The sequence below is a fragment of the Mucilaginibacter sp. P5_A6 genome (assembly GCF_056400585.1).
On the sequence record NZ_JBFUKZ010000035.1, the window covers coordinates 1 to 12111 of the forward strand.

A 12111-nucleotide genomic window follows, 5' to 3' on the forward strand; every position below is an offset into this window, starting at 1 on the left:
GTTGAACAGGTATCGGTTGAACAGGTATCGCAATAATAAAGGTACTTACGCAACGTTTACACCCAAACTTAATCCGGTGCTTAAACATTTATTAGTAGAAACAAAACATTACCTATAGTACAGGCGTTTCCTGCAAAGCATAAACATAATCACAACTACTTATTAATGAAAATTTCAAACGAAACAAAAATTGGCGCACTTACAGTAATTTCTGTTACTATACTGATATTGGGGTATAGTTTTTTAAAAGGTAACGATGTTTTTTCGGGGTCAAATAAATTTTATGCAGTTTACAACAGCGTAGAAGGTCTTGGTGTATCAAAACCGGTGTTGGTAAATGGTTTCCAGATAGGCCGGATCTCGAAAATGGAACTTCAGCCAGATGGCCATACCATCGTAGAATTTAAAATAGAGGAAAAATACGATGTACCTAATAACACACTTGCAAAGCTGGAAAGTACCGATCTTTTAGGTAGTAAAGCCATTGTTTTTGAACTGGGCAACAGTAAAATACTTGCCGAGAACAAAGACACTTTAAAAGCCGATATACAGGGAAGCCTTGCCGAAAGCCTGCAGCCAATTCAAAAAAAGGCCGAAATGCTTATTAATAAACTCGATTCATCCCTTGCGGCAATCAACAAAATATTGAACCCCAACTTTCAAAAAAATGTTGACCGAAGCTTCATGAGCATTGCCAACTCACTACAAACATTAGAAGGGGTTACCAAAAAGATTGACAATTTGGTAGGCACTCAAACAAAACACATTGATGTTATACTTTCAAATGCCGAAGTTGTGTCTGATAATTTAAAAACCAGTACAGTACACGTTAATGGCATGGCTACCAATTTTGAAAAAATAAGCAACGATATAGCCGCATCAAACATCAAAAATACCCTGGATAATGCAAACAAAGCCATGGCCGATTTGCAGGCTACCATAGCTAATATCAACTCGACAAAAGGAACATTAGGCTTATTGATGAACGACGATAAAGTATACAAAAATATGGATGCCGCCACCAATAGTCTTAACAACCTTTTACTTGACTTAAAAGCGCATCCAAAACGGTATGTAAGCTTCTCTGTTTTTGGCGGGAAGAAAGATTAAAAACGGAAGAAAGAATTAAGACAAAGAAAAAAGGCGGCAATCACTGATGATTGCCGCCTTTTTTTTGGCCGGAAAGTGTTAATCTGAGAATGAAAGACTGTTAATAAATTATCATACATCTAAAATTTGCACATTTGAAACGGCGAAGCCCTCAACGGAGTTAATTTGCACATCCAGCATCTGTTATTCTATACAAAATGTTCTTCCTTCAATTGCCAGTTCGGTAGCAGGGAAAACACTTTTTGCTTCATCCAGTAACTCATTTAAGGTTTTATACCTGGCCGAAAAATGGCCGATCAGCAATTTTTTCGCATTTGTTTTTAACGCAATATCTCCTGCTTGTAGCGCCGTAGTATGATAAGTAATATTCGCCCTATCCAGCATATCATTTAAAAAGGTAGCTTCGTGATATAAAAGTGTAACGTTAGCTATCTGTTTAAAATATTGCTCTCCATATAACGTATCTGAACAATAAGCGTAGGATTTAGGCTCTTCAGAATCAATGGTAAGATCTTCGTTTTTATATACCTTCCCGGTTGGCGAAGTATAATCAGCACCCTTTTTTAAAGCCGTAAAATATGCTACAGGGATCTCCATTTCTTCTATTATCTCCTTACGCAGCTTACGTAAGCGTTTTTTTTCCCTGAAGATAAAACCGGTACAGTCGATCCGGTGATTTAGCGGGATGGTTTCTATAATGATATCATTATTATTCACAATAACTTCGGCTTTTTGCGCATTGGTTTGGGTAAACGCCAACGGAAAATGAAGCGTGGTTTCAGAATACTTTAATTGCAGGTCTATGATCTCCATTAAATGCGGAGGGCCGAAAAGATATAGCGTTTTTTTTCGTCCGTTAAGGTGCATTGACGAAAGCAAACCTACCAGGCCCAGGTAATGATCACCATGCAGGTGGCTGATAAATATGTAATCGATGCGGCTTGCTTTAACATCAAAGCGCAGCATTTGCTGCTGGGTACCTTCGCCGCAATCAATTAAATACAAGTGATCATTAATATTGAGCACTTGTGCTGTAGGATTTCTGTTAAAAATGGGGGTGGCAGAACTGCTTCCAAGTATTGTTACCTCAAATTTCATACCCGGTAAACAATCATTGGGTTATCTTGATTCTTTTTTAAGTTCTTTTTCAATTTCTTCCATGAAAATAAGATCGACGCCTTCTTCAGAAGTTGGTACTATGGTTAGTACGTTATCTAATTGAGAAATAGTGATCAACCGCGAAACAGCATCATTTAAACCCGCAAGAATAAATACGCCAGACGCATTTTTACATAGACGATGCCCAACCAACAGGCTGCTTAAGCCAGATGAATCGGCAAATTTAACTTGAGAAAGATCAAGAATGATATTTCTTTGCCCTTCCGTATTGATCAATATCAGCTCAGATTTTAACTGAGGTGTTACTAATGAATTCAATTTTGATTCATTGAGCTTCACTAAAATGTATTTCTCGTGTTTATCGACAGCAAATTTCATTCTTATTGAAAATTATTAAGCTAAGATAAGATTATTTTATTTGGAAATAAAAATTACATGTTATTAAGCGCATGCTTTATAGCACTTTCTACCCTATCCAAAACATTCATGGTATCCGATTTTACAAATGCCTCTCCTGTAATTTGCTCATAAAGCTCAATATAGCGTTCAGATATAGATTCAACAATTTCTTTTGTCATAACCGGAACAACCTGCCCGTCCTTACCTTGAAAACCGTTTTCTATAAGCCATTTTCTTACAAACTCCTTTGAAAGCTGCTTTTGTGGTTCACCTTTTTGCTGACGCTCCTCATAACCTTCCTTGTAAAAATACCTTGAAGAATCAGGGGTGTGAATTTCATCAATCAAATAAATTTCGTCACCAACCTTTCCAAATTCATATTTGGTATCAACCAGTATAAGTCCTTGTTTTGCAGCAATTTCGGTACCGCGTTTAAACAGCGCTTTGGTATAACTTTCCAATTGGGCATAATCACCGGCAGATACAATGCCATGTGCCAGAATCTCTCCTTTTGAAATATCTTCATCATGCCCCACCGAAGCTTTAGTAGTTGGCGTTATTATAGGCTCGGGAAGAATGTCGTTTTCCTTCAAACCTTCGGGCAGTGTTTCACCGCAAACCTGTCGCTTGCCGGCATTGTACTCCCGTGCAGCATGGCCGGCTAAATATCCGCGAATTACCATTTCTACCTTAAAAGGCTCACAAATGCGGCCTATAGTAACACTTGGGTCCGGAACCGATATAACCCAGTTGGGTACAATATCACTTGTAGCCTTTAAAAAACGGGCAGCTATCTGGTTAAGCACTTGTCCTTTATAAGGAATAGCCTCGGGCAGTACAACATCAAATGCCGAGATCCTATCAGATACTACCATGGCCAGATACTTATTATCTATGGTATAAACATCCCGTACCTTACCCTTATAATAACCGGTTTGCCCGGGAAAATTAAAATGTGTCTCTTTTATTGAATTCATTGTTGAATTAGATTTGAGATTTGAGATGTGAGATTTAAGACTGAAGAACAATCAAAACCCATATCTCAGATCTACTGATATCACAATATCTATTTGAGTATAAAACGCCGAAAAGGCATCTCATATCTCAAATCTAATATCTCATATCTACTGAATATCCCCGTAAGCGGCTAATATTTTACGTACCAGCTTATGGCGCACTACGTCTTCGCCGCTTAGGTATACTATTTCAATCCCTTTTATATCTGTTAATATACGCAGGGCGGTGTGCAGGCCCGATTGTTGTTTTTTGGGCAAATCTATCTGCGTAACATCGCCTGTAACAATAAACTTTGCAGACGGTCCCATACGTGTCAGGAACATCTTGAGCTGCATATCAGTAGCATTTTGGGCCTCATCCAATATCACAAAGCAATTATCAAGGGTACGGCCGCGCATAAATGCCAATGGTGCAATTTCAATGGTACGGTTCTCCAGGTAAAACTTAAGTTTTTCCGCTGGGATCATATCATCAAGGGCATCATATAACGGCCTCAGATATGGGTCGATTTTTTCTTTTAAGTCGCCGGGTAAAAAGCCGAGGTTCTCTCCTGCTTCAACTGCCGGGCGGGTTAAAATAATACGCTTTATTTCTTTATTCTTGAGGGCACGTACAGCTAATGCAACGGCAGTATAGGTTTTACCCGTACCTGCAGGCCCTATGGCAAAAAGAATATCGCTTTGATTAATGCTATCAACCATTTTACGCTGGTTGGCAGTGCGGGCTTTCACCATTACCCCATTCGGGCCAAAAACAATAACCTCGCCGCTGGCAAATTTATCGGTTACCTGGTCAGTTGACGGCCCTGTAGTAACTTTCGATCCTAAAATACGTTCAAGATCGGTAATGTTCAGGTTCTCAAATTTTTCAACATGTTGCAGCAGATGAGAAAATTTTTCCTGGAAAACATTTAGTTCGTGATCATCACCCAAAACTTTTATTTCGTTGCCTCGTGCAACTAATTTAAGCTTGGGATATTGTTTCTTAATGATCTCAAAATGATCATTATTTGGCCCCCACAATACGGCTGGATTTACGTTTTCAATTGATAGCTTAAGTTCGTTCAATACTAATTTGATTTTTTAGTTACGGATTTTTATGAATTAAAAATTGAATATTTGTAGCTTCAAATGCTATTACAAGATTAGCAATAAATATTATAAAATTAATGGCAATAATAACATTAACTACTGATTTGGGCGATAAGGACATTTACCAGGCTACTTTAAAGGGAAGTATCTATAAATTGTTGCCTACAGTTAATATTGTTGATATTACCAACAGTGTAGCGGCTTTTAATGTGCAACAGGCCGCGTTTATATTAAAGAACAGCTTTTATTACTTCCCCGAAGATACGGTGCACCTTATAGGCATCGATACTGTATATAGCGACCATACCAAGTACCTGGCCGTAAGGTACAAAAAACATTATTTTGTAGGTGCCGATAATGGAATTTTCTCCCTGATGTTTGATACCGACCCGGAAGAGATTGTAGAGATCAACATTATGCAAGACCTTAAATTTCTCCATTTTCCCCTTGCAGATATTTTTGTAAAGGCAGCCTGTCACCTGGCAAAAGGCGGAAAACTTAGCGAGATTGGCCTTCCGGTACATGAAATAGAAAACAAAATGAACCTGCAGCCTGTTATCGAAAAAAACCTGATAAAAGGTGTTGTTATTTATATCGATTCGTTTCAAAATGTGATTACCAACATTACCAAGGAGTTTTTTAACAGTGTACAGCAGGGCCGTCGTTTTGTGCTGAATTTTAAACGTAACGAAACGATTAACCACCTTAGCTGGCACTATAATGAAGTTCCAGTAGGCGAAAAATTATGCCTTTTTGGCATCAGCGACCATTTAGAGATTGCTATAAATAAAGGAAACGCGAGTGGTTTATTAGGTTTAAACCTTAATGATAAGGTGATCATCGAGTTTCAGTAAAATTAACATATGAGAAAACTAATACTACTTGGCTTGCTATGTTTTTTTGCCGTGGGCGATCTTTTCGCACAATCGCAGTTTAACGCCGATTCTATTGCATACCAGCTTCAGCGTAAAAAAATCAACAATATGCTGGCTTCGCGTAAGCAAAAATTTGGGCAGTATAGTCAAAGTTTAAGCCAGCATACCGGAATTTTCGGTCTTCAAACAAAGGACGATATCCGCCGCTCCAACAACATTTTGATGGATATTGTAAAAACAGATGACAATATTTATAAGGAGCTAAAAATTTTACTGGAGTACCGTGCTTTTCAGCAAAGGCAAATCCAAAGTCATAGCCAGGAAGCAGAAACTATTAACCGGAACTTTATAGCCACTATAAAAAAACTTAAACAACAAAATGCGCAACTTAAAGCCAACGCAGAGCAAAAGGGCAATTCACATACCATCTATATAATTGTAATTGCCCTCATGCTTGCGTCAATTTTATATCTCCTTTACAAAAGAAACAAAGTTAAGGTGTAATTTAGCGCCCGTAACTATAAAACTATAAATGGCAAGAGGACGACTGAACAGTGGCGCTAAGACCGAGACCGAATTACCTAAAGCAAAAATAAACAGGCAGAGCATCCAAAACATACGGAAGCTGCTCACTTACATAAAACCCTACCGGTGGAAGTTTATAGCAGGAATGTTATTTTTGTTTATATCGAGTTTGGTTGGGCTTGCGTTCCCTAAAATATTAGGTTCATTAATTGATGCGGCCCAGGGCAAATTTGTAAGCCAATACCTCCCGCATAGCTTAAATGGAATTGCAGTTTTTGGGTTTATCTTATTATTTGGCCAGGCATTTGTTTCATTTTTCAGGGTAGTATGGTTTGTTCAGGTTGCAGAGCGTTCATTAGCTGATATCAGGCGCGATACCTATTTTAAGCTCATCACCCTGCCTATGAACTTTTTTGCCAACCGCCGTGTTGGTGAATTAAACAGCCGCATATCTGCCGATCTTTCTCAAATACAGGATACATTAACAACTACCATAGCCGAAATCATCAGGCAGTTAGTGATCATGGTAGGTAGTGTTATTTTGCTGGCAGTGGTATCTATAAAATTAACGCTCGCCTTACTGGCTATTTTACCATTCCTGGTGGCATTCGCTGTATTTTTCGGGAAGTTTATTCGTAAACTCTCACGGCAGGCGCAGGATAAACTCGCAGAATCAAACACCATTGTTGAGGAAACCCTGCAGGGCATTGCCAACGTAAAGGCATTTGTAAACGAAGCTTATGAAGCCACCCGTTATGATAAAATATTACGAAACGTAGTAGATATAGCTGTAAAGGGTGCCAAGTTCCGTGGAATTTTTGCATCGTTTATTGTATTTTGTTTATTCGGTACTTTTGTGGGCGTTATATGGTACGGATCGGTATTGGTTAGCCACGGAGAAATCCTGGTGGGTGATTTAACCACCTTTATCATGTACTCCATATTTGTAGGCGCTGCTATGGGCAGTTTCCCCGACTTATATGCCAACTTACAAAAAGCAGTAGGTGCAAGTGAGCGTGTACTGGAGATATTAGCCGAAACCGGCGAAGATATCTCTATGGTTGAAAATAACAACCAGGTAGATCAACCCATCAAAGGAGATATATCTTTCGATAATGTGGTTTTTGCCTACCCATCCCGCTCGGAGCTAACCATCTTAAAAGGTATTTCATTTGATGCTGCTGCCGGGCAAAAGGTAGCCATTGTTGGGCCAAGCGGTTCGGGCAAATCAACTATGGCTTCATTGATATTGCAGTTCTATCATCCGCAAAACGGAACAATTTTATTTGATGACCGGCCGGCGTCAGATTATTCCATTACCGATATCCGTAACCAGGTTGCCATTGTTCCGCAAGATGTACTGCTGTTCGGCGGATCGATATTAGAGAACATTGCTTATGGCCGATTGAATGCATCCAAAGAGGATATTATACAGGCTGCCAAACGTGCAAACGCACATCAGTTTATTACCTCTTTTCCCGAAGGTTATGAAACCATTGTGGGTGAGCGTGGTGTAAAGCTTTCGGGCGGTCAGCGCCAGCGTATTGCTATCGCGAGGGCATTATTAAAAAATCCGTCAATATTAATTTTGGATGAAGCCACGTCATCGTTAGATTCAGAATCTGAACGTTTGGTTCAGGAAGCCTTGGAAGAGTTAATGAAAGACCGTACCTCTATCATCATTGCGCACCGCTTATCAACTATCCGTGAGGCAGATAAGATCATTGTATTGGAAAAAGGTGAGATCATCGAGAGCGGCAGCCACCAGGAACTCATCGGCAACGAACAGGGGCTTTATCGCTATTTAAGTCAGTTGCAATTTGAATCGCAGAGTAACTAATTCGTGATTATCTGTTACGGATTACCATTATTTAAATAAAAGTTCGGATATTAAACCGAAAACCTAAAAGGTATATAGAGGCTATGGTATATTGACTGTGGCCCATCGACTTATAAAATGAAATTAACGATACACGGAGCTGCCCAACAGGTAACCGGCAGCATGCATTTGCTGGAGGTTGACCAATATAAAATATTGATAGATTGCGGATTAGATTATGAGAAGGACCGCAGCATACAATCAAACGAAAACTTCCCCTTCAGGCCGGAAGAGATCGACGTGGTAATACTTACACATGCACACATTGATCACTCCGGTAATCTGCCCACCCTGGTAAGGTTAGGCTTTAACGGCCAAATATTGTGTACCCCTCCTACTGCTGATCTTACCGAGCTGCTGTTGCTTGATTCGGTAAGCATTTTCATGAATAAGGCAAATAAAGGAAACAGGAAACGCGGCAAAGGTAAATTTAACAATGGTAGTGGCCCGCAACCCTTATACCTGCAAAAGCATGTAATGGACACTGTTGACCGTTTTGTTACCATAGGCTTTAACCGTCCTTTCCGGATAAACGGCAATATCGAACTTACTTTTATCCCGGTTGGTCACCTGTTAGGTGCAGCTGCGGCAGTTTTAAAAGTAATCGAAAACGGCGAAGAAAAGTCCATCGCCTTTACAGGCGATATCGGCAGAAAGAATTACCCGGTGCTCAACGATCCGCAGGAATTACCCCCGGTTGATTTCCTGGTATCAGAATCAACCTACGGTGGTCGTTACCATAGTAAAGGTAAATCCGTAGAGGACACGCTTATCGAAGTTATTGATAAAACCTGTGTAAGAGAACAGGGCCGTTTAATTATTCCTGCATTTAGCATCGGGCGTACTCAATCATTGGTGTATTCATTAAATAAGATCTTTACAGAAGGTTTACTGCCACAGGTTAAGGTTTTTGTGGATAGCCCAATGGCTACCATGGCAACCGGTATCTTCCGCAAATACCACAGCCTGGTAAACCAGGAAGCACAGGATTTTTACCGGGATAAAGGCGATGAATTTGAGTTTGACAATCTTACTTATGTAGAAAACCTGAAAGATAGCCGCCAGATCTCGAACTACTATGAACCATGTATCATCATCTCATCAGCCGGAATGCTGGAGGGCGGGCGTATCCAGGATCACCTGTTCTATAATATCCAGAATTATTATTGTACCATCCTGTTCATAGGCTATTGCGCCAAGGGAACTTTAGGTCACCGTTTATTGCGCGGCGATTCTATAGTTCACATTAAAGACCGTGAGCTGGCCGTTTACGCCACCATTAAACAAACCGATGTACTTAGCGCCCACGGCGATCACCAGGACCTGTTAGATAACGTAAAACAGCAGGATAAAGCAAAACTTAAGAGCGTATTCCTTGTCCATGGTGAAGGAGAAAGTATGAAGCTGCTGGCAAATTCTTTGGAGGAAGAAGGATATACGGTTACAGTACCGGAGAGGGACATAACGTACAATTTAATTTAACACGAATTTCACCAATGGACTCTAATTGTCACGAATTTTAGGAGTCGACAAGTCGGATAAATTGATGAGCCGACACTTCGGTCATGGAAATTATTTCTGCAACTCATATGAAGGCAACAGTCAATTTGTAAACGCTGCATATCGCCGCTTAACACGTGAGAGGCTGAAACATGCATGACTTATTTTAATTATATATGGCTTATAAAAGCGAATGGCACGAACTCTTTAGGAATTCGTGCCATTTGTTTTATTCGTAAAATTGGAGTCTGATTCAATTCGTGAAATACGAACCAATTCGAGAGAATTCGTATTTATGCTTTTTTAAAATGACCAATGATCAAATTAGCAAGCTCGGTACCTATTCTCTCCTGGGCCTCATTGGTGGCAGCGCCAATATGAGGAGTTAAAGAAATTTTAGGGTGTTTTAATATTTCTTCGCGAGGTGTTGGCTCGTTATCAAACACATCAAGAGCTGCAAATGAAACCTGGCCACTGTTTAATGCATCAACCAAAGCCAACTCATCAATTAAACCACCACGGGAAATATTTACAAGTCCAACGCCTTTTTTGGTTTGAGCCAATTCCTCTGCTCCAAACAACGCTTTATCAATAAATGGGGTATGCAGGGTAATAAAATCAGATTGTTTGATAACCTCATCTAAAGTAGCTGTTTTAACACTTACTTTAACTGTAGTTCCACCACCCAAAACTATGTCAACCTCAGGGTTGAATGGAAACAGGTCATAAGCTAAAACTTCCATACCAACGCCAATGGCTATCTTAGCCACTTCGCGGCCAATACGGCCAAAACCTACAATACCTAAAGTTTTACCACGCAATTCGATACCTTTTGCGTAAGCTTTTTTCAGGTCGTTAAATTTAGTAGCGCCCTCAACCGGCATTTTGCGGTTGCTATCAGGCAGGAAACGTACACATCCAAATAAACTGGCGAATACCAGTTCGGCAACAGATAATGATGAAGAAGCCGGAGTGTTATAAACACCTATGCCTTTTTCTTTGGCGTAGTCAACGTCAATATTATCAACACCAACACCGCCGCGGCCAATCAGTTTCAAATTTGGGCAGGCATCAATTAATGCTTTACGTACTTTAGTCGCACTACGTACAGTGATACCATCATACTCCTGTAACCTAACAGGCAATTCATCCTGTGGAATGTTATTGGTATCAATAAAGAAACCGGCTTCCTCCAAAAGCTGCTTTCCTATCGGATCGATACCGTCATTAGCTAATATTTTGATCATCTTATTGGTTCATTGGTTTATTGGTTCATTAGTTCATTGGTCTGCTTTATTAAATATTAAATAGACTGATGAACAGCGAACAAATAAACGATTGTTACTTAGTTAATTTAGTTCAGAGGCTTGCTTCGTAAGTACTAATGAACGAATGAACCAATGAACTAATGAACGTTAATTATTTATTTAATTCTGCAAATTCCTGCATTACATCAATCAGCGCGTATACACTGGTTATTGGCAATGCGTTGTATATTGATGCTCTGAAACCACCAACACTTCTGTGTCCTTTGATGCCTACTATACCTCTTTCGTCGCATAATTTAAGGAATGGTTTTTCCAGCTCTGGATTTTCCATTACAAAGGTAACGTTCATATGTGAGCGGTCTTCAACAGCGCAAACGGGTTTAAATATTGGGTTGCGTTCAATCTCCTCATACAATACTCTTGCCTTGGTAATATTTTCCTGCTCAATGGCTTCAACACCGCCTTTGGCTTTTAACCAGTTAAGGGTAAGCATTGATACATAGATAGCAAAACATGGCGGCGTATTATACATAGAACCACCTTCTATCTGAGTTTGATAGTTAAACATTGCAGGAATCTTACGATCAACCTTGCCCAGTATCTCATCCTTAACAATTACCAGGGTAACACCGGCAGGGCCCATATTTTTTTGAGCGCCGGCGTAAATCAAACCAAAATCGGCAACGTTAATTTTGCGGCTAAATATATCTGACGACATATCGCAAACCACAGGTATAGGTGATTTAGGAAACTCCTGTAACTGTGTACCATAAATGGTATTGTTTGATGTGATGTGAAAGTAAGCCGCATCAGCAGGAATAGTATAATCTTTAGGAATGTAAGTAAAGTTGCTCGCTTTTGATGAGGCTACTACCTCTACTTCGCCAAAATATTTAGCTTCTTTTAAAGCTTTGTTTGCCCATACACCTGTTTCAAGGTACGCAGCTTTGCCACCCGATGGCAGCAGGTTATAAGGGGCCATGGCAAATTGCGTGCTGGCACCACCCTGTAAAAATAATACCGAATAACCTTCTGGTACACTGAATAATTCTTTTACCAATGCAACAGCTTCATCCAAAACTGCTTCAAATTCTTTCGACCGGTGGGAGATCTCCAGCAATGATAATCCTGTACCATTAAAATCAATAACCGCCTCTGAAGCTTGTTTTAAAACTTCGTGAGGTAAAATGCCTGGTCCGGCACCAAAATTATGTTWCATATAATTAACGTATTGTAGGTTCTGAATACTTGATTAGGAACTTTGTATTTAGTTGGGCCGAAGTTAATCAATTTGACAAAATTGATATCATTTATTTGCATTTTTTGAA

The 12111-nt window shown here is 39.8% G+C and carries 11 protein-coding genes; 5 read left to right on the plus strand and 6 right to left on the minus strand.

Translation table 11 applies throughout. From position 1 onward, the window contains the following. Positions 1-165: 165 nt before the first annotated feature. Positions 166-1110, plus strand: coding sequence for an MlaD family protein (locus tag AC1DO4_RS25745; RefSeq protein ID WP_477420637.1), 945 nt, complete (start codon positions 166-168; stop codon positions 1108-1110). Positions 1111-1293: 183 nt separating this feature from the next. Here the strand turns inward: AC1DO4_RS25745 and AC1DO4_RS25750 are convergent, their stop codons facing one another. From AC1DO4_RS25750 to AC1DO4_RS25765, 4 genes are all read right to left on the minus strand, one after another. After that, positions 1294-2208 carry a ribonuclease Z gene (locus AC1DO4_RS25750; protein ID WP_477420638.1) on the minus strand — a complete coding sequence of 305 codons (915 nt, stop codon included), beginning with the start codon at positions 2206-2208 and terminating at the stop codon, positions 1294-1296. A gap of 21 nt (positions 2209-2229) precedes the next feature. Further along, the gene (locus AC1DO4_RS25755) at positions 2230-2607 is read right to left on the minus strand and encodes an STAS domain-containing protein (RefSeq protein WP_477407353.1); all 378 of its coding nucleotides are present in this window, start codon (positions 2605-2607) and stop codon (positions 2230-2232) included. 53 nt (positions 2608-2660) lie between these two features. Further along, positions 2661-3605, minus strand: coding sequence for a phosphoribosylaminoimidazolesuccinocarboxamide synthase (locus AC1DO4_RS25760; RefSeq protein ID WP_477420639.1), 945 nt, complete (start codon positions 3603-3605; stop codon positions 2661-2663). A gap of 147 nt (positions 3606-3752) precedes the next feature. After that, positions 3753-4712 carry a PhoH family protein gene (locus AC1DO4_RS25765; protein WP_477420640.1) on the minus strand — a complete coding sequence of 320 codons (960 nt, stop codon included), beginning with the start codon at positions 4710-4712 and terminating at the stop codon, positions 3753-3755. Between the two features lie 101 nt (positions 4713-4813). On the opposite strand from AC1DO4_RS25765, the gene AC1DO4_RS25770 reads away from it, so the two are divergent. From AC1DO4_RS25770 to AC1DO4_RS25785, 4 genes are all read left to right on the plus strand, one after another. Continuing rightward, positions 4814-5590 carry an SAM hydrolase/SAM-dependent halogenase family protein gene (locus AC1DO4_RS25770; RefSeq protein WP_477420641.1) on the plus strand — a complete coding sequence of 259 codons (777 nt, stop codon included), beginning with the start codon at positions 4814-4816 and terminating at the stop codon, positions 5588-5590. A gap of 9 nt (positions 5591-5599) precedes the next feature. Continuing rightward, on the plus strand, positions 5600-6115 hold the full coding sequence (locus AC1DO4_RS25775; protein ID WP_477420642.1) for a hypothetical protein: 516 nt from the start codon (positions 5600-5602) through the stop codon (positions 6113-6115). Between the two features lie 28 nt (positions 6116-6143). Beyond that, positions 6144-7976 carry an ABC transporter ATP-binding protein gene (locus tag AC1DO4_RS25780; RefSeq protein ID WP_477420643.1) on the plus strand — a complete coding sequence of 611 codons (1833 nt, stop codon included), beginning with the start codon at positions 6144-6146 and terminating at the stop codon, positions 7974-7976. Positions 7977-8093: 117 nt separating this feature from the next. Beyond that, entirely contained in the window at positions 8094-9497 is a 1404-nt protein-coding gene (locus tag AC1DO4_RS25785) for an MBL fold metallo-hydrolase (protein ID WP_477408451.1), read from the plus strand. A 311-nt stretch (positions 9498-9808) separates the two neighbouring features. Here the strand turns inward: AC1DO4_RS25785 and AC1DO4_RS25790 are convergent, their stop codons facing one another. Together AC1DO4_RS25790 and serC are read right to left on the minus strand one after the other, a co-directional pair. Beyond that, positions 9809-10762, minus strand: coding sequence for a D-2-hydroxyacid dehydrogenase (locus AC1DO4_RS25790; RefSeq protein WP_477420644.1), 954 nt, complete (start codon positions 10760-10762; stop codon positions 9809-9811). Positions 10763-10934: 172 nt separating this feature from the next. Beyond that, positions 10935-12002 carry a 3-phosphoserine/phosphohydroxythreonine transaminase gene (gene serC / locus AC1DO4_RS25795; RefSeq protein ID WP_477420645.1) on the minus strand — a complete coding sequence of 356 codons (1068 nt, stop codon included), beginning with the start codon at positions 12000-12002 and terminating at the stop codon, positions 10935-10937. Positions 12003-12111: the final 109 nt, after the last annotated feature.

What these genes read in the sequence shown, in the direction of transcription:
- AC1DO4_RS25780 (WP_477420643.1), top strand. Translation starts at nt 6,144, where the DNA reads ATGGCAAGAGGACGACTGAACAGTGGCGCTAAGACCGAGACCGAATTA.
- AC1DO4_RS25760 (WP_477420639.1), bottom strand. Translation starts at nt 3,605, where the DNA reads ATGAATTCAATAAAAGAGACACATTTTAATTTTCCCGGGCAAACCGGT.
- AC1DO4_RS25770 (WP_477420641.1), top strand. Translation starts at nt 4,814, where the DNA reads ATGGCAATAATAACATTAACTACTGATTTGGGCGATAAGGACATTTAC.
- AC1DO4_RS25755 (WP_477407353.1), bottom strand. Translation starts at nt 2,607, where the DNA reads ATGAAATTTGCTGTCGATAAACACGAGAAATACATTTTAGTGAAGCTC.
- AC1DO4_RS25745 (WP_477420637.1), top strand. Translation starts at nt 166, where the DNA reads ATGAAAATTTCAAACGAAACAAAAATTGGCGCACTTACAGTAATTTCT.
- AC1DO4_RS25775 (WP_477420642.1), top strand. Translation starts at nt 5,600, where the DNA reads ATGAGAAAACTAATACTACTTGGCTTGCTATGTTTTTTTGCCGTGGGC.
- AC1DO4_RS25785 (WP_477408451.1), top strand. Translation starts at nt 8,094, where the DNA reads ATGAAATTAACGATACACGGAGCTGCCCAACAGGTAACCGGCAGCATG.
- AC1DO4_RS25790 (WP_477420644.1), bottom strand. Translation starts at nt 10,762, where the DNA reads ATGATCAAAATATTAGCTAATGACGGTATCGATCCGATAGGAAAGCAG.
- AC1DO4_RS25750 (WP_477420638.1), bottom strand. Translation starts at nt 2,208, where the DNA reads ATGAAATTTGAGGTAACAATACTTGGAAGCAGTTCTGCCACCCCCATT.